We start from the raw sequence: 18,054 nt of genomic DNA, 5'->3' as shown, positions 1-18,054 counted from the left end.
CGTGACAGACGTACGCGATGACGAACGTGCGTACGACGCTTTCGACAGACAGGTAGATCATGGCCGCGAACAACCGCCGCATGTCCGGCAAGAAGGGCGCGCAGGTCGGCAGCGGCGGCAAGCGGCGCCGTGGCCTGGAGGGCAAGGGCCCCACGCCGCCCGCCGAGATGCGCAAGGGACACGTCAAGCAGCGCGCCGCGCAGGCCAAGGCCCGCCGCGCGCAGGGCGGCCGTCCGCAGCAGCGCCGCGGCGGGGGCCGTTCGGCCTCCGAGCTGGTCGTCGGCCGCAACCCGGTCGTCGAGGCGCTGCGCGAGGGCGTGCCCGCCACCACGCTCTACGTCCAGCAGTTCATCGACAACGACGAGCGGGTGCGCGAGGCGCTCCAGCTCGCGGCCGAGCGCGGCGGCATCAACCTCATGGAGGCGCCGCGCCCCGAGCTGGACCGGATGACCAACGGGCTCAACCACCAGGGCCTGGTCCTCCAGGTCCCGCCGTACGAGTACGCGCACCCCGAGGACCTGGCGGACGCCGCCGCCGACGCGGGCGAGGACCCGCTGATCGTGGCGCTCGACGGGGTGACCGACCCGCGCAACCTCGGTGCCGTCGTCCGTTCCGTCTCCGCGTTCGGCGGGCACGGCGTGGTCGTCCCCGAGCGGCGCGCGGCCGGCATGACCGCGGGCGCCTGGAAGACCTCGGCCGGCACCGCCGCCCGGACGCCGGTGGCCCGCGCCACCAATCTGACGCGCGCGCTGGAGCAGTACCAGAAGGCGGGCCTCACCGTCGTCGGCCTGGCCGCGGACGGCGAGGCCGAACTCGGCGACCTGGACGCCCTGGAGGGGCCGGTCGTCATCGTCGTCGGCAGCGAGGGCAAGGGCCTGTCCCGGCTCGTCGGCGAGACCTGCGACGTGCGGGTGCGCATCCCGATGCCGGGCGGCGCGGAGTCGCTGAACGCCGGTGTGGCCGCGGGCATCGTCCTGTACGAGGCGGCGCGCCGGCGCGGCTGATCCGCCGGCGGCGGCCGTCCGTTCCGTACGGCGCGGCCGCCCGCTCCGGGCGCCCCCGTCGGCGTACGACGCGCCGGTACGGGCGTCCGAACGGATGTTCTGGCGTTCACCTGCTCGGGTAAACGTGGCAGGTCGCCGCGTCCTTGACGCGGTCCGGACAGATCCGCCGGGTCACGGCAGTGTCCTAACTCCACGTCACTCGGTTAGATGAGTGTGGACACCAGAACACCCCGCACACCCACGGGGGACCGCTCGTCGGGATACGACGACGCTCCCGCGCTGAGCATGGTGAAGGTGCCGAGCGATCCGGCGCAGGTCATCGTCTCCCACGCGAGCTTCCGCGTGCAGTTGGGCGCCGCGTCGTGGCGCGCCCGGTCCCCTCGGCCCGCCCCGTCCCAGGGCGCCGCCGACACCGCCGCCCGGGTGCCCGCCGCCGGCCTGGCCGGGACCGCCGCCCCCCGCCGCCCCCTCGTCTGGAGCGGCCGGTCCGCCCCCGACGACACCGGCGCCCACCGGCTGCTGCAGGCCGTGCGCAGCGGCAGCGTGGGCCACACCGAGGAGTCCGCCGCCGACGCCGGGGCCACCCAGGTCATCCCGCGCATCGACGCCGGCTCCGGCCGGGGCGCGGGCGGCGGCTCCTACGACACCCTCGACCAGACCGTCGGGATGCCCGTCGTCGGCGGCCCGCACGGCCCCGACTCCGGCGAGACCCGGCTGCTCCCGCACATGCGCACCGCCGAGTCCGGCTACGACTCCGGCGGATACGGCGGCCACACCGGCGCCGGCTACGCCACGCCGGGCGGCGCACCGCCCCACACCCGCCCCGGCCACCCCGACGGCTATGCCTACGACGGCCGGGCGTACGGCGGCCAGACGTACGACGACGCCTACGACGACGAGCCCTACGGCCCGGACGAGACCGTGGCGGACGGCCGCCGGCGCGGCCGGCGGCACAGCGACGACCCGGCCCGCCACGCCTACTACCCCGGCCGCCGGATGAACCTCGGCGTGGTCCTGCTCCCGCTGCGGATCTTCCTCGGCTTCGTCACCATCTACGCCGGCATGGGCAAGCTGTGCGACCCGCTCTACTTCGACGGCGGCAAGCGCGGCTCCATGGTCAAGTGGCTCAACTCGCTGCACCCCTGGGAAGCCGCCGAGCCGCTGCGCCAGTTCGCCCTCCAGCACCCGGTCGGCTCCGGGCTGGTCATCGCCTTCCTCCAGGTCATCGTCGGCGTGCTGACCATCCTCGGCTGCTGGCAGCGGGTCGCCGCGGTGTTCGGCGCGCTGCTGTCGGCCGCGCTCATCGTCACGGTCAGCTGGCGCACCCTGCCCGTCTACGACGCGCCCGACATCATCTACCTCGCCGCCTGGTCGCCGCTGATCATCGCCGGCGCGCCCGTCTACTCCGTCGACGGCCGCCTCGCCGCGTCCGCCTGGCGGCGGCTGGGACCGCGCGCCCACATCTGGGACCTGCGCCGGTACGTGCTGCGGCGCGGCGCGCTGCTCACGGTGGTCGTCACCGGGCTCACCCTGCTGACCGGGTCGCTGCTCGGCGACGCGGTGCGCGACGCCGACCAGGTGGTCGCGCCCCGGCCGGGCGAGGCCCCGCGCAACGCGCTGCCCGGGTCGCCGCTGCCGCGGCACTCCGACGGCAAGCGACAGGACAAGTCGCCGACCGCCCCGGCCGCGCCCAGCCGTCGCGGTACGACGACCGGTCCGTCCGGCGGCCCCGCGACCACGCCGGGCACGGCCCGCGAGAGCGGCGGCGCCACCACCGGCGCGCCCAGCCAGACCCAGGGCACCACGGGCCGCACCACGCCCCGCCAGTCCGCCCCCGTACGGCAGGCGCCCAGCACCAGCGCGGGCCCGACCTCGGGCGGCGGCGCGAGCGGCGGTTCCGGCTCGGGCGGCGACTCGGGCTCCGCCGGCGGCACGTCCTCCGGGCGGCCGGGACTGGTGGGCGGCCTGCTGGGGTAGCCGCGCACGGCCGACCGCGCCACTCACGAGAACGCGCACGGCCGACCGCGCCACTCACGAGAAGGGGTCCCGCACAGAACCTGTGCGGGACCCCTTCTCGTTGGTCGTGCGCTGTCGTGCGGTGGCGGGGCGTCAGGCGCGGCCCAGGGCGGCCAGTTCCTTCGCGGCTTCGGTGAGGTCCTTCGCGGTGTCGATGGCCCGCCAGTAGGCGCCCTGCGGGATCGGGAAGCCGGCCAGGCGGAGTTCGCGGGCCAGCCGCGGGAACGTGGTCCGCTCGTGGTCGCCGCGCTCGGGGAGCAGATCGGCGAAGCCGGGGGAGAAGACGTAGACGCCCGCGTTGATCTCGAACGTGGAGGGCGGGGCCTCGATGAAGTCCGTGATGTGGCCGAAGCCGTCCGTCTGCACGGCGCCCCACGGGATGCGCGGCCGGGCCAGCGCGACGGTCGCCAGCGCGTCGCGCTCGGTGTGGAAGTCCGCCATGTCGCGCAGCGAGAAGCGGGTCCAGATGTCGCCGTTGGTGGCGTACCAGGCGCGGTCCGGGTGGGGGAGGTGGGCGGCGGCGAACTTCAGGCCGCCGCCGCGGCCGAGGGGCTCCGTCTCCACGGCGGTGGTGACGTTCACGGGCAGAGCGGCCGACCGCAGCCACTCCTGGAGGACCTCGGCGAGGTGCCCGCAGGAGATCACCACGTCCGTGACGCCCTCCTCGGCGAGCCAGGCGAGCTGGTGCCCGATGATCGGGGTGCCCGTGCCGGGGATCTCGACCATCGGCTTGGGCCGGTCGTCGGTGTAGGGCCGCAGCCGGGACCCTTGGCCTCCGGCCAGGACGACGGCTTGAGTGGGGCGCGAAGCCGCATTCGGATGGGTCATGGGGGCACTGTACGTGCCCGTACGCGACCGCTGTCCGGGGGTGACGGGGTGGGCGAGGACGGGATGCGAGGGGGCGTACGAGGGTGTGCGGGGGCCGGGGACCCGACCCCCGGCCCTCAGCTGTGCGTGGCGAGGACGCCCGAGGCGAAGGAGGTGTCGCAGACCGGGCGGGCGTAGGACTGGGCGCGGGAGGCGCCGTAGAGGCGGACCGCCGCGCGGCCGAGGGTGCGGGCGATCGACGTGCAGTGCCGGGCCAGGGACGGGCGGTCGTCGACCGCCTGCTGGAGGTGGGTGAGCGCGACGCCCGGGTCCTTCTCCTGCAGCTCCGTCAGCAACTGGTCGCGCAGCACGTCCTGGGGGGCGCGGGCGCGGGCCGGGGCGCCGGCCACCGACGTGTCGGACGCGGTGAGCACCGAGGACGAGGAGTCCCCAGACCAGTCGACGCGGGTGACCGCGAGGGTCCCGGAGAGCACCAGGACGACGGGCAGGACGAGGGCGAGGGAGCGGCCGATCCGGCGGGCGGGGCCCCGGCCGCGTCGCGTGGGGTGGGTGGTGGAGTGCTTCACGCGTCGCAGCGTAGCCCCCGGTAATGATTTGGCGACATTTAGTCACCCCTTCGAGGGATCGGGATGGGCGGCGCGCCGGGCGGCATGTTGACGAACATCGCTCGAAATGTCCGGTGCCGTGGGGTATTCCGGGGAAACGGGAAAGGGCCCCGCGCCAGTTCGCGGGGCCCTTCTCGTCAACCTGAGCGAATCGCCCCGGGGTGACCCGAGGTTTCAGCCGTACGAGTGTCAGTCGGAGAGACGCTCGCCCGTGGACGTCGAGAACACGTGGGTCTCGCCCGGCCGCGGCACGACGTGCACGGTGGCGCCCTTCTCCGGGACGGCGCGGCTGCTGACGCGGACCACGAGGTCCCTCTGCTCGCCGCCGACGGTGACGGTGCCGTAGATGTAGCCGTCGGCGCCGGTCTCCTCGACCACGTTCACCGAGACGGCGAGGCCGGCCGGCTCGTCGGTGGTGTCCTTGGACAGCGAGGCCGCGGCGCCGCCGCCCAGCTCGACCACGTCGAAGTGCTCGGGGCGGACGCCCACGGTCACCGTGCGGTCGCCCTTGTCGGCGGCGGCCTTGAGCGCGTCCCGGTTGACCGGCACCACGCTGTTGCCGAACTTCACGCCGCCGTCGATGATCGGCACGTCGATCAGGTTCATGGCGGGGGAGCCGATGAAGCCGGCGACGAAGACGTTGGCGGGCTTGTCGTACATGTTCCGCGGCGAGTCCACCTGCTGGAGGATGCCGCCCTTGAGCACGGCCACCCGGTCGCCCATCGTCATGGCCTCGACCTGGTCGTGGGTGACGTAGACGGTGGTGATGCCGAGGCGGCGCTGGAGCGAGGCGATCTGCGTACGGGTCGACACGCGGAGCTTGGCGTCGAGGTTCGACAGAGGCTCGTCGAAGAGGAACACCTGCGGGTCGCGGACGATGGCGCGGCCCATGGCGACGCGCTGGCGCTGACCGCCGGACAGGGCCTTCGGCTTGCGGTCCAGGTACTCGGAGAGGTCCAGCATCTTCGCGGCCTCTTCGACCTTGCGCCGGATCTCCGTCTTGTTGACGCCGGCGATCTTGAGCGCGAAGCCCATGTTGTCGGCGACGGTCATGTGCGGGTAGAGCGCGTAGTTCTGGAACACCATGGCGATGTCCCGGTCCTTGGGCGGCAGGTGGGTGACGTCGCGGTCCCCGATGCGGATGGCGCCGCGGTTGACGTCCTCGAGCCCCGCGAGCATCCGCAGCGAGGTGGACTTGCCGCAGCCGGACGGGCCGACCAGGACGAGGAACTCACCGTCCGCGATGTCGATCTCCAGAGCGTCGACGGCGGGCTTCTCGGAACCCGGGTAGATCCGGGTCGCCTTGTCGAACTGCACAGTGGCCATGGTGAATGGGCCCCCTTCTACCGGCAGGAACGTGCCGGACGATCCGTTGTAGGAAGGTGGTCGCCACTACGGATGTTCCGTTGTGGGTGTCTGTGGTCCACACGAGTGAACTGGATCAGGACGGTACCCGGCGTTCACCTGCTCTGTCAGTAGGTCGAGGGCTGTGAACTTCGCGGAAATTTTCGAGGTCCCGGTCTGCTGCCCGGGTACACTGCACGGGCGTGACCCCGTCGCCTCCTTAGCTCAGCTGGTCAGAGCGCCGCTCTTGTAAAGCGAAGGTCGTCGGTTCGAATCCGACAGGGGGCTCTTCTAACACCGCGCTGACCTGGGGTCTCTCCTCAGGGAGGCGCTTTACTCGGCCTCGGACTCCTCGTCCGGGGCCGATTGCGTGAGCGGTGCGTGAGCGGATGCGTCACCAGTGCCCGACTGGGCTGCGGATTCCCCGGCATCCGCCGGCATCTCCTCGGCGCCTGACTCCACGCCGTCAGGCGCCTCTCGCTCGGCTTCCGCCCCCTCGGCATCACCCGTTCGGCGTGCGCGCGGGACAAGGCGGGCGGCGGCCTCTGCGATCGCGCGGTCGGCTTCCGGGAGCAGGCTCGTGTACGTGTCCGCTGTGATGGCGATCGAGGAGTGGCCGAGCATCTCCTGGATGTCCTTCAGGTCGGCACCAGCCGCGTGGGCGAGCGTCGCCGCGCCGTGGCGGAGGTCGTGGAGCCGGATCGGCGGGAGGCCGATCTCCTCGTACAGCTCGATGAAGCGTCGGGTGACGTTGGCGGGGTGGAGCATCTCGCCGTTCTCCTTGGTGAACACACGGGCGGTCTCCACCCAGGCGCTGCCCCATTCCTCTCGGTCCTTGTCCTGCTGGACGCGGTGCTGCTTGAGGGCCTGGACCGTGTCGGAGTCGAGCGCGATGGTGCGGGCGCCGGCGTCGGTCTTGGGATCGTCCTCGTACACCTCCCAGCCGCTGACGACGAGCTGCTTGGCCACGGTGATACGGCTCTCATCGAGGTGAGTGTCGGTCCACCTCTGCCCGCACGCCTCGCCACGCCGCAGCCCACGGAAGGCGACCAGGTGCCACAGCGCGTACAGGCGGTCCTCCGCGACGTGGTCGAGGAAGAGGCCGGTGTGCTCCGGCGTCCAGACCATCACGGGTGATGGCTTCTCGCCGGTGCGCTTCCAGTGGAGAATGCGCTCCTCGGTCCACACCAGCGCCTTGGGGCGCTTGCCCGCCTCCATCGGGACGTGCGCCGCCGGGTTGAAGGTGATGAGCTGCTGGGCGATCGCGGTGTTCAGCGCGGCCCGCAGAGTGGAGCGGATGCGCTGACGCGTGGCCGGAGTGACCATGCGGCGGAAAGGATCCATCTCGGCGATGGCGGCCTTCAACACCTTGCGGCGGGCGCGGTGCTCGCGCCCCTTCCAGGGGATCTCGGCAAGGTCCTCGATTGCCCTGCGGCGGGCGGCGTTGGCCTCCTCGATCTCGACGTTCGCCTCTGCGATGGCCTCGAACATCTCCGACAGGTGGCTGACGCGCAGGCGGTCGAGCCGGATGTGCCCGATCCGCGGTTTGAGATGGACGCGGATGTTGCTCTCATCTCGGCTGATGGCGCTCGGCCGTCCCTTCTTGGCAGCCAGCCACATGTCCAGCCACTCGCCGACGGTGAGTCGGCTGGTCAGATCCAGGCCGTGGCTGAGGCGCCGCCGCGTCTCCTCGACGTTCGGGAGCGGGGCCTTCTCGTCAGCCACCTTCTCCAGTAGCTCGGCGATATGCGCCAGCCCTTCGGGATCGTCGGATTCGGCGAGCCCGAGGAGGGCGCGGACGTGGTCGAGGTCGGCCTGGGCGGCTTTGAGGGAGTCGTAGCCGGCGCGGCTGAATGAGCGGCGGGTGCCGTCCTCGCGGGACGGTAGCTCCTGGCGTATGGAGTACGAGCCGTGCTTGCGGCTGGAGAGCTTGGGGCAGTTCTTGCCGAGCGGCTTGCCGGTCTCGGGGTCGCGGCAGTAGCAGCGGCGGTGGGTGGAGCCCTTCAAAGGCGTTCCTCCGAGGTGTCGGTATCGGGTTCGGGCAGGTCTACGTCGCCGAGTGCGGGCGGTAGCGGGGGTGGGGTGGCCCCCTCGTCGCGGAGGTCGCGGCGGAGGTAGCGGAGCCTGTACTTGGCCGAGACGGCCTGGTCGGCGTACTTGCTCCGCCTGCGCTCGGCTTCCTCCTTCTCGGCGCGGCTGGTGGCCGTCTTGGCTGCGAACCGGGCGCGTTCTTCCTCTTCGAGTGCGGCGATAGCGGTGCGGACGAGACTGGCGTGAAGCTCGAAGTCAGAGACCAGGCCCGCGTCGTGGCCGGGCACCTCCTCCTCACCGGTGAAGCGGCGCAGGGCGTCCCAGGTGGGCACGAGGTGCTGGAAGGGGAGTTCCTGGGTCTGCTCGACGTAGCCGACCGGGAAGATCAGGCAGACCGGGTACGTCTCCAGGGCGGCGGCCAGGACCATGACGTCCACGAGGGGGAGGACCGCCCGGCGCCCGGACTCCATGTTGGCGATCACGTTGCGCGGGATGGGATGGCCGAGCTGCTCGCACCGGTCTGCCAGTTCCTGTGCGCTCCACCCCATCTCCTTCCTTCTGCGTCGGACTTCGCCGGCCACGTTGGCCTTGATCCGGTCCGCCCACTCGGGGACGTCGTCCTCGTCGCTTCCATCATCGAAACCGGGTTGTGTCATAGAGACACATTAGCTTGGCCATCCTGGTTTATAGACGCCTGGAGCCGGACGTGATGACCGCGTTCGCCGAGGGCTGCATGGAAAGGGGCGCACTGTATGCGCGACGACGCGATGACCGAAGACTCGAAGGGCTTGAAGGGGATGAGTCGGGAAGAGGTGCTCGCCCTTCCCGTGGCGGTTGACCTGGACACGAGCAATCGAGCGCTGGGGCTCGGCCGGAGCAAGGGGTATGAGCTGGCGAAGCGGGGCGCCTACCCGTGCAAGGTGCTGCGCCTGGGCAACGCCTACCGGGTGGTGACCGCCGACCTGTGGGAGCTGCTGGGTCTGGCGGCGTGAAGGGGCGGGAACATAGCAGACGGTTCTGCGCTGAGCTGACACAGAAATGCTGGACTGTTGCCCAGGGCGGACGTACTGTCCGTGTTCCCTCGGGGAACCGAGCGAGTGTCCCGACTCGGGACAAAGCCCCTGTTCCGACTCGGGACACCGGGCGTGTTCCGACTCGGAACGCAGCGCGTGTTCCGTCTCGGAACGCAGCGGGCCTCCGGCGAGGCAACGCCGGAGGCCCGGGAATCCCCGTCGCCCGCATCCAACGAACGATCCGCGCCGCTGGGCCTGCATGCCCGGAGCCGCAGAAGAGGAGCCGCCCAGTGCAACCTGAGAACCCCGCGCCCTATTCCACCCCCGTACCCCCTGTCGCCGCTTGGCCGCCGGTCGCAGTGCCGGGCAAGTCCGGCCAGGGCGAATCCGAGCCCGCCGCGCCGGCCGAGGCTCCGCTGCCGGATCCGGAGCCGACCGCTGGGTCGATGCTGCTGGATGAACTGCGTGGGCAGATAGCGAAGTTCGTGATTCTGCCGTCGCCGGAGGCGCTGGATGCGGTGACGTTGTGGGTGGCGGCGACGCATCTGCAGCCCGCCTGGCAGCATGCGCCGCGGCTGGCGGTGGTGGGGCCGGCGAAGCGGTGCGGTAAGTCGCGGCTGCTGGATGTGCTGACCGAGACGGTCCACGAGCCGATGCTCACCATCAACACCACACCGGCTGCGGTCTTCCGGTCGATCACCGAGGAACCGCCCACGCTCCTGGTGGACGAGGCGGACACCATCTTCGGCACGCCGAAGCAGGCGGAGAAGAACGAGGAGATGCGCGGCCTGCTCAACGCCGGCCATCAGCGCAACCGCTACGTCATCCGTGTGGTCGGCAACGACCACACCCCGCACCGGTTCGCTACCTTCGCCATGGCGGCGCTGGCGGGGATCGGTGACCTGCCCGACACGATCATGGACCGGGCTGTGGTGGTCCGTATGCGCCGCCGGGCGGACGGGGAGCGCGTCAAGCCCTTCCGCTCCCGACGCGACATCCCGGCTCTGCACGACCTGCGCGACCGGGTCGCTGCATGGGCGAGGCCGCTGCTGGATGAGGCGGCGGATCTGGAGCCGGAGATGCCGGTGGAGGACCGGGCCGCGGACACCTGGGAGCCGTTGGTCATCATCGCGGACCTGGCTGCCGGATCCTGGCCCCGGCGCGCCCGCGAGGCGTGTGCACGGATGGTCGCCGCCGAGGTCGAGGCGGAGGAGGACCGGTCCGGCGGGGCCCGGATCCTCGCGGACATCCGCAGGGTGTTCGTGGCACAGCGCGAGCCCGACAGCCTCACCACGGACGAGCTGCTCCACCAGCTCCGCCTGGATGCCGAGAGCCCGTGGGCGGAGTGGGGACGCAACGGGCTGAACGCCAAGGACCTGGCAGCGATGCTCCGGGAGTTCGGCATCAGGCCCGGCAATGTCCGCCTCGCCGACGGAACCCAGCGCAAGGGCTACATGCGCAACAAGTTCCTCGACGCCTGGCGGCGCTACTGCCCCACCGTTCACTCGGTGAACGCCGAGCCTGCCGCCCCCGCTACAGGCTGAGCCCCGCACCCCCCGGGTGGCCGTCCCTGCCGTCCCTGCCGTGATCTCGCAGGTCAAACGGCACGCAGGCAAGACGGCAACCGGGGACAAGACGGCAGCACGATCATGGCGATCGCTGCTGCCGTGAGACGCCGCCCGGATCCGTCTTGTGCCGTCCCATGCGTCCGCGCCGTATCACCGCAGGTCAAAGCCCGGTCTGCCGGGACGGCACAACGGAGCGGTGCCGTCCCGGTCCGCAAGGGATAGGCCGAGACCCCACCGGCCGACCCTCGCCGCCAGGCCGCGCCTGCACACGCGGGAAGCGCCCGGACCCGGCCGGTACGGCACATCAAGGCCCCTGCCGTACCGGCCCTGACCTGCGCTTGCAACGGCCAAGACGGCAAGACGGATCACACCGCCACACCCCCAGGAGCACCCCGCTTGACCCTCCCCACCTCCAACCCCACACCCACCAGTCGTGGGCACCGCCCCGGCGGAGGGCGGCTGTCGATGACCAAGCAGGACATCGAGCGGTACACGCTCGGTGCGGCCGGCTTGGTCATCGTCGCCCTCACCATCAGCGGATTCTGGCTGTCGTACGCGCACCTTGCCGAGGTCGCCGGCCAGCACGGGCTGCGCAGCTCTCCCACCCGCCGCTGGGCCTGGCCTGCGACCCTGGACGCGTTCATCGTCGCGGGTGAACTGCTCATGCTCCGCGCGGGCCTGCGCAGGGTGACCGACAAGTGGGCAATCGCCCTCACGGCCACCGGGTCGGTCGGTTCCATCGCGCTCAACGTGGCCGGAGTCAACGGCACGGGCAGCGCGGGCACCGTGCCGCTGCTCGACTACGTGGTCGCCGCGGTTCCTCCGACCGCCGCACTGCTGGCCTTCGGTGTCCTGATGCGGCAGATCCACCAGCTCGTCGACCAACCCGCAGGCCATCCGGATCCCGCGCCGGTTCTGGCGCCGGAACCACCGGTCGCCGCCCCCGCCACGATCGGCGAGCCGCCGGCCGAGCCGGTCCGGCCCACCCAGCCGCTGGCCGCTGTGCCCAGCCAGCTAACGGAACCACCTTCCGGGATTGCGGAGAGCAGGCCGCGTGGTGGCCGTCCGCCCGGCGCCACGCTTGAGGAACTCGTGGAGATCGGCCGGATCACCCTCGCCGAGCACGGAACGCTGACCCGGTCACTGCTCCGAAAGGCCGTCAAGACCAAAGGGCTGACGATCAGCAGCGAGCGGCAGACCGACGTGATGACCACCCTCCGGCCCGAAATCGAATCCGCCGCCGAGACCGGTCCGGACAGCGGCTGACCGGATTCCCACCGGGGTGACCGGAACCCTTCCGGTCACCCCGGCCAGTCGATCCCCGGTTTCACTCGACGCCCGCTTATCCACATCCGTGGACGGGGCGGTGACCCCCCACTCCGCTGCCCTCTCCTGCGTGAACCGCCCGCCTTGCCCATCCCCCTTGGAGCGCCGCCAGTGACGCACGACCCGCACCACCCCGAAAACGCCCCAGACGAGCCGATGGCGCTGACGAAGTCCCCGACGCTGATGAACCGTCTGCGGCGTGCGTTCGGACGGGGTGCCCCTGGCGGAGCCAGTAGTACCCCGAGTCCGACTCAAGGCCGGACTTCGGGGATCTCCGCCCCGGGGGTGGCAGAGACGGCCCGGCGCCAGGGGGCGCAGGACCAGGAGGCCGTGGCCGAGGACGGCCCTGACCCGGACACGCTCCACGCCGTCCAGCGCCAGATCCTCCACCCTGTGCGTCAAGACGCTGCTATCGCCGGCGAGCCCGCCGTGCAGAGCGTCCAGCCGACGATCCGCCGCTTCACCGGCGACAAGCGTGATGACCGCGTCGGCCCCCTGCGCTTCACCGACGACGAGCGCACCCGGCTCAGGGAAGCCGCCGCCGAGCAAGGCTACAAGGGCGAATCCGGCTTCGCCGCGGACATCGTCCTGGCGTTCATCAGCGGCCGGTTCACCGCCAACCTGCCCCTGTCCGAGGACCGCCGCCGCACCCACATCTTCCGCGCGCAGGTCCTGCGCCAGCTCAACCGCATCGGCGTCAACGTCAACCAGATCGCCCGAGCCCTCAACAGCGACTACACCCCGCCCGACATCCGCCGGCACCTTGCAGAAGTCCAGGACTTGCTGGAGCTGATCGCCGAGGCCCTGCGCCAGCCCGCCGACCCAGAAACGGAGGCGTCCGCGTGATCGCCGCCATCAAACCGGCCGGGGCCAACACCCGCGGCCTGCTCGCCTACCTCTACGGACCCGGCCGCCACGACGAACACCTCGACCCGCACATCGTGGCCGGCTTCGCCATGCTCGGCATGCCCGACCCCGGCCGCGACGAGAACGCTACCCTCACCGAACTCGCCCGCCACCTCGACGAACCCGTAAGGCTGCGCAACAGCGAGTTCGGAAGGAAGGTCACCGACCACGTCTGGCACTGCCCCGTCCGCGCCGCGCCCGAGGACCGCTACCTCTCCGACGCCGAGTGGGCCGAGATCGCCCAGCGCATCGTCCAGGCCGCCGGCATCGCCCCCGCCGGCGACGACCTGGCCTGCCGCTGGATCGCCGTACGCCACGCCGACGACCACATCCACATCCTCGCCACTACCGTCCGCGAGGACGGCCGCCGCCCCAAACTCCACGACAGCGGCCTGCGCGTCGGCGACGCCTGCCGCGAGATCGAGAAGGACTACGGGCTGCGCCGCCTGAACAAGGGCGACCGCACCGGTACGCGCCGGCCCACCCAGGCTGAGATGCACAAGGCTGAAAGACTCGGCTGGGACCAGAGCAGCCGTGAATGGCTCCAGGACCGCATCCGCGCCGCCATCCCCCACGTGACCGGTGCCGAGGAATTCCTCGCCTACCTTGAAGCCGACGGCATCGAGGTCAAAGCCCGGCGCGGCCCGTCAGGAGACCTCCTCGGTTACGCAGCCGGCCGTCCCGGCGACCTCAACGAGGACGGTGAACAGATCTTCCACTCCGGAGGCAGGATCGCCCCCGACTTGTCCCTGCCCAAGATCCAGGCCCGCCTCGAATCCAGCCGCGTCGAAGAGCATCCCACCGCCCGCCGCAACCGCCCCAGCACCCCCTGGCACCAGGCTGCCGACGCACTCGACACCCTCCACAGCGACCTGGTCGACGACACTCGCGCCCAGGCCCACATCACCGCCCTCGGCGAACTGATCGAAGCCACCGCCCAGAAAGCACCGGCCAACCTGCGCGCCGAACTCCAGGCGGCCTCCAAGGCGTTCGCCCGGGCCCAGCGCTCCCAGATTCGCGCCGAAGACCGCGCTGCCCACGCCCTGCGTCTTGCGGCACGCGACATCGTCCACACCGCCACCGGCCCCGACGGCAGCGCGCTGGCCGCTCTGCTCGCCGGCCTCGTCTGGTCTGCCATCGTCGCCGGACGCTGGCACGAGGCGAAGAACCACGCCCACCAGGCCGAAGCGGCCCGCCAGGCAGTCCAGCACCTCCAGACCGCCGCCGACAACGCCCTCACCCCTACGCTCACCGAACTCGCGGCACGGCCCACCAGGGAGCAAGCGCTTGGCGTTCTGGCCAGCGACGTACGAGCGGCAGTCCCCGACCACGCCGAGCGGATCCTCACCGACCCGGTCTGGCCGGCACTCGCCACCGTCCTCGCCGATGCCCAAGCCCGCGGCTACCAGCCCCACCAGCTCCTCACAGAAGCCGCCGCACAGCGCGAGCTGACCACCGCCCGCCAGCCCGCCCGCGTCCTCATCACCCGCATCCAGCACACCAGCCGAAACCCGGCACCCAACCGCCGAGCCGAAGCCGCCCGCCGACGCTCAACCATCGCGGGTTCGGTTCCCGCCCGGCAGCACCCCAGCCCCCGGCCCTCGACGGTGGCGACGGCACCTGCCGAACAGCAACGCCTACAGCAGCGGTAGAAGCAGGCCGTCAGGCCGCTCGCGGGTAAACAGTGGCGCGCTCCACCTGGACGCCATGGACCAGGCTCGCTCCACGGTGTGTGGGGCGACGGCGGACGGGATGGGAGCTGGGGAGAGTGGTGGGTTGCAGTGAGAACGCATCCGTGCACCAACCGGAGATTGGGACGGGCAGAAGGGACCGAACCTTTGCTCTCGCCTTCAAGCGCTAGAGGTACCAACCCGAGTACGAACGCGGCGCCCCAGACTCCGGAAATCGGCTGCGGAACATTAGGCCCACAGGCGAACATCATTCCCTATGAATGAGATCCGCATAGATGCCGTATACCAGGCATCCAGTGAGCCGACCGTCGGCCGCATGTGCCACATCGACCCTGCCCTCGCCTCTGTGCCCCTCACGGCCACGGTCGATGCCTTCGATGTGGTGCTCGCCTTCCCCAAGTTCGAGGGCCAGCTTCCTGCTGAGGGATACGTCAGTTGGTGGGGCGACGGCAGCGCACCGGTGGCGCTGGGCCCGGCACGGTTCACCGCGCACACCGTTTTCACGCTCACTTCCGACCTTGATGAAGATGTCGTGCGAAGAGAGCTGAAAGCCGCCATCACGGCCATTAGGTTCGCCGCTGCACGCCTGTCCGACGCGCTGCGGGTCGAGCAGCCGAGCGTCGGAATGGTGGGAGAGATCCCGAAGATGCTTTCTCTCACAGTGAGAGACATCACCCAGGGTCTCGAACTGCCGGTGCCTGAACCACTCAATCCCGGATACTCCATGGTGGTGGGTCTGCCCGCACTCACCGTCGACACGGCCACGAGAGCACTGCGCGACGGTGTCTCGCCCGCACGAGCGCTGCTCGCGCAAGCGCGGTACCTGACGCAGTCGACCAACAGCCCACAGCCCGGGATGGCTATTCTGTTGGCGGCAGTCGCGGCCGAGACGCATGCCAAGGAATCCTTCAAGTCTTGCCGACCTCCCGGATCCACGCCCAGCCTGCGAACACTCCAGCAAGAGCACGGTACCGCCGTCGACCTCTACGGGCCGATTGCGAAAGCAGTGATTAGTCGATCCCTCGAAGCAGATGATCCTGCGCTCTGGTCGGATCTCGGAGCGCTCTTCAATGCGCGGAATAAGATGGCCCATAAGCTCAAGACTCCGACACATCTTGATGCGAGACAATTGGTCGTCGCTGGGATGAGGGCCATGGACTGGCTTTCCTCAGGTCTGCCCAAATAGCGGCCGGGCCAGCCTGTTAATTACTATCCGCCCACGCATTCAATTCGACAGAAGTCTTTTTGACGCGGGCCAAGGCGCAGTAGCACGAAGCCGGGCCTCCCCTTGGGGAGGCCCGGCTTCCAGGCGTTACTGAGGTTGAACTCGTGATGTCGTGCGGCTGGTCAGGCGGGTCTGATGGCCAGGCCGGCCTCCGTGAGGCAGCCGTCTATGAGATGGGTGCGGTACTGGAGGTGCCGTAGGCCGTGTCGGATGCGCTTGACGAGGTGTTCGGGAGTACGGCCGCAAGATGGAAGAGTCTGAGGTCCCCGGCGATGCGGAAGCTCGTCCAGGGCCTCGTGCGGCACCAGATGGCCTTCGTCGAGCGGGAGGGCCAGGAGGCCGCCTGGTGGAGCGGCAGTTGGCCACCGCGCCGCCGCTGACCGCCTACCAGGCCAAGATGCTTCGACGGGTAAAGCAGGACCTGATGCGCCTTGCGACGAAGAGCGCGACGTTGCGGCTTGAGGTGATCAGTGCTTCGGCCCGACACTGGCCGCTACACCAAGTAGGGGGACCCTGTGACGTATCCCATGGATGAGTACCCGGACGACGTCTGGAACACGGCGGCTTCGGTGTTCGGCCCCCAGGGCGACCTGGACCCTTATGTGGTCCAGCAGCAGGCGCAGCTCATGGAGGACATGCAGCGCGATCAGGTGTCAGGGGATGGCATTTTTGCCTCCACCCCCTCCCACTCATCTCCTGATTCGGCTCCCGTCTCGGCGGGGAACTCTGCCGCTCGGCAGCGGATGCCCGGTTCTGATCGCGTAGGTCGTGACACCGACGCGAAGGACCTGAGCGAAGTGCAGGACGAGGCCATCAGTCTTCTGTTCGATGGACTGACGAGAGACCAGCGTGATGCCTTGCTGATCCTGTCCATGGGGGATGGGGGAGCCTTGAGGGACCTGCTGGACGCCTTGTGGACCGAGTATGACGACGGCCTTGAGGATGGGGACCCTGGGCTCAAGGGCACCTGAGCTGGACGTCGCTTGGCCGCCACAGCCGGCCTGAGCCTTCGGAAAAGGCCATGACGGTGTCAGGGGCTGTCCGTATCGTCTCCCCATGAGCACGGACCCGGGCAAGCAGAAGCTGAAGCGCCATCACCACACGGTCCCTCGGCTGCTTCTGCGGCGGTTCGCGGACGGCAAACGGATCATGCGCGTCCCGCTGGACGGCAGCGGGCCCAAGCCCATCGGCATCGGTGACGCGACGGTCCGCAGCCACTTCTACTCGATGCAGGACAAGACCGGGCAACGCGACGACACGATCGAGAACCTGTTGGCCGACCTTGAAGACCAGACCGCCAGGGTGATCACGAAGATCGTCGCCGAGCATGTGTGGCCCCTGTCCATAGCCGACCGGGCGGTCCTGGGGGAATGGGTCGCAGCCCAGTACGCACGCATCCCGGCGGTTCGCCAGGCGAACAACGAGATCGCCGACCAGCTCTTGAAGATGGCGATCGCCATTGGCGGGAAGCCCGAAGCCCGCCGCCGTATGGAGGCCCAGAGCGATGGTCCGGTCTCGGACGAGGAGGTAGATGCCGCCTGGGCCGAGCTGAGCGACTTCTCCAGCTACTACGTCGAGCTGCCGGTCAATGACCACCTGATCACCATGGGGCAAGCGATGGCCACCGCCTACAAGATGGTGATGGCCCGCTCGTGGAAGCTCTGCCGCTTCGAGCGCAAGACCCTGCTGCTGCCCGATCACCCCGTCACCCTGCTCCGTGACGAAGAGGAACCGGAGTGGAGGGGCGTCGGCCTCGCCAACGCTGCCGCGATCATGGTGCCCATCGACCGCCGGGCGGCCATCATCATGACGGCGTCCGGTGGTCGGGACGGCATGTTCCCGGCCAGCACGGCGGTGGCGAAGGAGCTGAACCGCCGCTTCGCGTGGAACTCGCGCATCGAGCTGTTCCATCACCCCGATGACAACCCGCTCGCCGGGATCGAACTGCCTCCGGTTAGGTCAGTCGAAGCCGAGTTCAGCCAGACCGCCGGGAACTTCCTTCAGGCCGAGGGGTATACGGGGACCGCCTACTGGGGTTGAACTCGTGATGTCGTGCGGCTGGTCAGGCGGGTCTGATGGCCAGGCCGGTCTCGGCGAGGCAGCCGTCTATGAGGTGGGTGCGGTACTGGAGGTGCCGTAGGCCGTGTCGGATGCGCTTGACGAGGTGTTCGGGAGTACTGAAGGCGACGTTGGAGAGCCAGCCGCGTCGCAGGAGAGACCAGCGGTGCCGTCCGCGGACCAGCGTCGATGCCGGTCGTAGACCGTTTTCCACTTCCCGAACCGTCGCGGCAGGTCCGCCATGGGATTCCAGTCCGCTGGCGGAAGAGAATGCCGTTGATCACCCTGCGGTGGCTCTGCCACCGTCCGCCCCGCCCAACGTTCCGTGGCAGATGCGGCCTCAGCCGATCCCACTCTGCGTCGGATAGATCGCCCCGCTCCACGAGGAGCAGAACGACATGAACACCGCCCAGTCACCCGACCCGTCGGACACTGCCTA

Annotated in this window: 15 protein-coding genes, 1 tRNA gene and 3 pseudogenes; 11 read left to right on the top strand and 8 right to left on the bottom strand. The window is 70.1% G+C overall.

All coding sequences use genetic code 11. The features are described 5' to 3' along the window. The first annotated feature begins 59 nt into the window (after nucleotides 1–59). On the top strand, nucleotides 60–1,004 hold the full coding sequence (rlmB, locus tag K7787_RS13015; RefSeq protein WP_164393666.1) for a 23S rRNA (guanosine(2251)-2'-O)-methyltransferase RlmB: 945 nt from the start codon (nucleotides 60–62) through the stop codon (nucleotides 1,002–1,004). Between the two features lie 207 nt (nucleotides 1,005–1,211). Then, nucleotides 1,212–2,981: a DoxX family protein gene (locus K7787_RS13010; protein WP_223001490.1), complete on the top strand. Its 1,770-nt coding sequence runs from the start codon at nucleotides 1,212–1,214 to the stop codon at nucleotides 2,979–2,981. A gap of 132 nt (nucleotides 2,982–3,113) precedes the next feature. Here K7787_RS13010 and K7787_RS13005 read toward each other — a convergent pair whose 3' ends face one another. From K7787_RS13005 to K7787_RS12995, 3 genes are all read right to left on the bottom strand, one after another. Continuing rightward, on the bottom strand, nucleotides 3,114–3,848 hold the full coding sequence (locus K7787_RS13005) for a nucleotidyltransferase family protein (protein WP_164393455.1): 735 nt from the start codon (nucleotides 3,846–3,848) through the stop codon (nucleotides 3,114–3,116). A gap of 116 nt (nucleotides 3,849–3,964) precedes the next feature. Beyond that, nucleotides 3,965–4,414 carry a hypothetical protein gene (locus K7787_RS13000; RefSeq protein ID WP_043260988.1) on the bottom strand — a complete coding sequence of 150 codons (450 nt, stop codon included), beginning with the start codon at nucleotides 4,412–4,414 and terminating at the stop codon, nucleotides 3,965–3,967. Nucleotides 4,415–4,642: 228 nt separating this feature from the next. Further along, nucleotides 4,643–5,779 (bottom strand): ABC transporter ATP-binding protein, encoded by a 1,137-nt coding sequence (locus K7787_RS12995; RefSeq protein WP_223001489.1) that lies wholly within the window; start codon nucleotides 5,777–5,779, stop codon nucleotides 4,643–4,645. Between the two features lie 232 nt (nucleotides 5,780–6,011). Between K7787_RS12995 and K7787_RS12990 the strand changes: the two genes are divergently transcribed. Next, nucleotides 6,012–6,085 (top strand) — tRNA-Thr (locus K7787_RS12990). 45 nt (nucleotides 6,086–6,130) lie between these two features. Here the strand turns inward: K7787_RS12990 and K7787_RS12985 are convergent. Then, nucleotides 6,131–7,804, bottom strand: a complete 1,674-nt coding sequence (locus tag K7787_RS12985) for a site-specific integrase (RefSeq protein ID WP_223001488.1) — start codon at nucleotides 7,802–7,804, stop codon at nucleotides 6,131–6,133. Continuing rightward, the gene (locus K7787_RS12980) at nucleotides 7,801–8,484 is read right to left on the bottom strand and encodes a helix-turn-helix domain-containing protein (protein ID WP_223001487.1); all 684 of its coding nucleotides are present in this window, start codon (nucleotides 8,482–8,484) and stop codon (nucleotides 7,801–7,803) included. The genes K7787_RS12985 and K7787_RS12980 overlap by 4 nt, the downstream gene beginning before the upstream one ends. A gap of 141 nt (nucleotides 8,485–8,625) precedes the next feature. Between K7787_RS12980 and K7787_RS12975 the strand changes: the two genes are divergently transcribed. The 6 genes from K7787_RS12975 to K7787_RS12950 all read left to right on the top strand — a co-directional run bounded on the left by K7787_RS12975 (nucleotide 8,626) and on the right by K7787_RS12950 (nucleotide 15,518). Beyond that, entirely contained in the window at nucleotides 8,626–8,820 is a 195-nt protein-coding gene (locus tag K7787_RS12975; protein ID WP_360084043.1) for a hypothetical protein, read from the top strand. 311 nt (nucleotides 8,821–9,131) lie between these two features. Further along, on the top strand, nucleotides 9,132–10,385 hold the full coding sequence (locus tag K7787_RS12970) for a DUF3631 domain-containing protein (protein ID WP_223001485.1): 1,254 nt from the start codon (nucleotides 9,132–9,134) through the stop codon (nucleotides 10,383–10,385). A 489-nt stretch (nucleotides 10,386–10,874) separates the two neighbouring features. After that, nucleotides 10,875–11,675 (top strand): DUF2637 domain-containing protein, encoded by an 801-nt coding sequence (locus K7787_RS12965; RefSeq protein WP_223001484.1) that lies wholly within the window; start codon nucleotides 10,875–10,877, stop codon nucleotides 11,673–11,675. Nucleotides 11,676–12,020: 345 nt separating this feature from the next. Then, complete coding sequence (gene mobC / locus K7787_RS12960; RefSeq protein ID WP_223001483.1) at nucleotides 12,021–12,581, top strand: plasmid mobilization relaxosome protein MobC; 561 nt, start codon at nucleotides 12,021–12,023, stop codon at nucleotides 12,579–12,581. Beyond that, nucleotides 12,578–14,293, top strand: coding sequence for a relaxase/mobilization nuclease domain-containing protein (locus tag K7787_RS12955; protein WP_223001482.1), 1,716 nt, complete (start codon nucleotides 12,578–12,580; stop codon nucleotides 14,291–14,293). Before mobC ends, K7787_RS12955 begins: the two co-directional genes overlap by 4 nt. Nucleotides 14,294–14,588: 295 nt before the next feature. Next, complete coding sequence (locus tag K7787_RS12950; RefSeq protein WP_223001481.1) at nucleotides 14,589–15,518, top strand: hypothetical protein; 930 nt, start codon at nucleotides 14,589–14,591, stop codon at nucleotides 15,516–15,518. Between the two features lie 161 nt (nucleotides 15,519–15,679). Here K7787_RS12950 and K7787_RS31715 read toward each other — a convergent pair. Beyond that, a pseudogene (locus tag K7787_RS31715) lies at nucleotides 15,680–15,793 on the bottom strand (transposase); the annotation flags it as partial. Between the two features lie 279 nt (nucleotides 15,794–16,072). Here K7787_RS31715 and K7787_RS12945 point away from each other — a divergent pair. Next, complete coding sequence (locus K7787_RS12945; protein ID WP_223001480.1) at nucleotides 16,073–16,528, top strand: hypothetical protein; 456 nt, start codon at nucleotides 16,073–16,075, stop codon at nucleotides 16,526–16,528. Nucleotides 16,529–16,613: 85 nt separating this feature from the next. After that, on the top strand, nucleotides 16,614–17,597 hold the full coding sequence (locus K7787_RS12940) for a DUF4238 domain-containing protein (RefSeq protein WP_223001479.1): 984 nt from the start codon (nucleotides 16,614–16,616) through the stop codon (nucleotides 17,595–17,597). A 22-nt stretch (nucleotides 17,598–17,619) separates the two neighbouring features. Here the strand turns inward: K7787_RS12940 and K7787_RS12935 are convergent. Next, nucleotides 17,620–17,778, bottom strand: a pseudogene (locus tag K7787_RS12935) (transposase); the annotation flags it as partial. A gap of 2 nt (nucleotides 17,779–17,780) precedes the next feature. Next, nucleotides 17,781–17,998, bottom strand: a pseudogene (locus K7787_RS12930) (transposase); the annotation flags it as partial. Nucleotides 17,999–18,054 lie beyond the last annotated feature (56 nt).

The organism is Streptomyces sennicomposti (assembly GCF_019890635.1).
GTDB classification, from domain to species: domain Bacteria; phylum Actinomycetota; class Actinomycetes; order Streptomycetales; family Streptomycetaceae; genus Streptomyces; species Streptomyces sennicomposti.
Note: the sequence above shows the minus strand (reverse complement) of the source record. Positions and strands in the feature narration are given on the sequence as shown.